Annotated in this window: 2 protein-coding genes; both read left to right on the forward strand. The window is 39.6% G+C overall.

The window, feature by feature from the left end:
- Window positions 1-45: 45 nt before the first annotated feature.
- Window positions 46-912 (forward strand): tyrosine-type recombinase/integrase, encoded by an 867-nt coding sequence (locus NC797_RS18280; protein ID WP_272438213.1) that lies wholly within the window; start codon window positions 46-48, stop codon window positions 910-912.
- The coding region (locus tag NC797_RS18285; RefSeq protein WP_272438214.1) for an IS91 family transposase at window positions 909-1,393 on the forward strand (485 nt) is incomplete at its 3' end. The genes NC797_RS18280 and NC797_RS18285, both read left to right, overlap by 4 nt.

The raw sequence follows: 1,393 nt of genomic DNA on the forward strand, positions 1-1,393 counted from the left end.
GTGTTCAATTTTTGACAATACACTTTTATTTAGGAGGTCTACATCATGAGTTTTTTCGATACTAAACCTTATGTTAAGAAGTTTAATGACTTATTAGTGCTGCGTGATTTAACCCATAATACGGTCATATCCTATAACAGTATGCTACACAGTTATCTCTCCTGGGTGGCAACATGTAAAAAAACACCTGAGGAAGTTTCTTTTGCGGAAATCAGGACCTATCTTCTGTTGCTTAAAAAGGTAAAGTCCCTTTCCAATCGCACGATTAACGCACATATTTCGCAGCTTCGTTTTTTTCATCTGTATGTGTTAAGAACGAACTGGGATAAGTATGAAATTCCTTATATGAAGTTCAATACGAAACTTCCGGATATCCTTACTTTAGAAGAAGTGAATGAGTTTATTGCAACCATTCCCAATCTGAAGCATAAGGCTTGTGTGGCACTTTTATATTCTGCGGGACTTAGGGTGAGCGAGATGCGCCATTTACGGTATGATGATATTAGCCGTAAGGACATGCGAATCTACATCCAATCCTCCAAATCACGAAGCGATCGGTATGCTATTTTATCCAAGAATGCCTTGGACATTCTGACAAAATACTGGTTGTCTTTTGGTCGACCCAAAGGATGGTTATTTCCAGGAACAAAGGCTAGTCAGCCTATTGTTAGTTTTACCGTATCTCGTTTTATTACTGATCATTGTCATTTTCTCGGCTGGGACAAAACCGTGACAGCCCATACGCTTAGACATTCCTTTGGTACCCATTTGTATGAACAAGAATACGACCTACTGACAATCCAAAAACTTTTAGGGCATAAATCTGCTAGCTCAAGCCTTGTTTATGTTCATTTGGGAACGAAAACCATGAAGGCACTAAAGAGCCCTTTTGATGCGGGGGTTTCCCCATGAGTTATCCCATACAGGACATTTTTCACGAGTGTTATGATACTTTTAAGGCTCAATATCCTGAGAGTGGTGACATGCAAAAAGCAGCCATTGCTATTATGAACTGTAAAACTTCTGCCTTGGGTGGCAATGTTTCCGTCTGCCAGGATTGCGGTCACTCGGAAGTACATTATAATTCATGTCGAAATCGTCACTGTCCCTGTTGCCAGGGGCTCGGAAAGGAAAAGTGGATTGATCAACGTAAGTCTGAAGTCATTGATGCCCCTTATTTTCATGTTGTCTTTACGGTACCTGAGGAACTGAATCCTTTAATTTATGCAAACAAGAAGTTGCTTTATTCTTTACTCTATAAGGCAAGTGCAGATACCTTAATGGAGCTGGGAAAGGACAAAAAATACCTTAATGCATCAATTGGTTTTATGAGTATCTTGCATACCTGGGGACAAGCACTTAATTTTCATCCTCACATTCATTCGATAGTATT

Source organism: Terrihalobacillus insolitus, from assembly GCF_028416575.1.
Taxonomy (GTDB): Bacteria; Bacillota; Bacilli; order Bacillales; family Amphibacillaceae; genus Terrihalobacillus; species Terrihalobacillus insolitus.

Bases quoted from the DNA above. Each gene is read 5' to 3' on its own strand.
- NC797_RS18280 (WP_272438213.1), top strand. From the start codon at position 46: ATGAGTTTTTTCGATACTAAACCTTATGTTAAGAAGTTTAATGACTTA.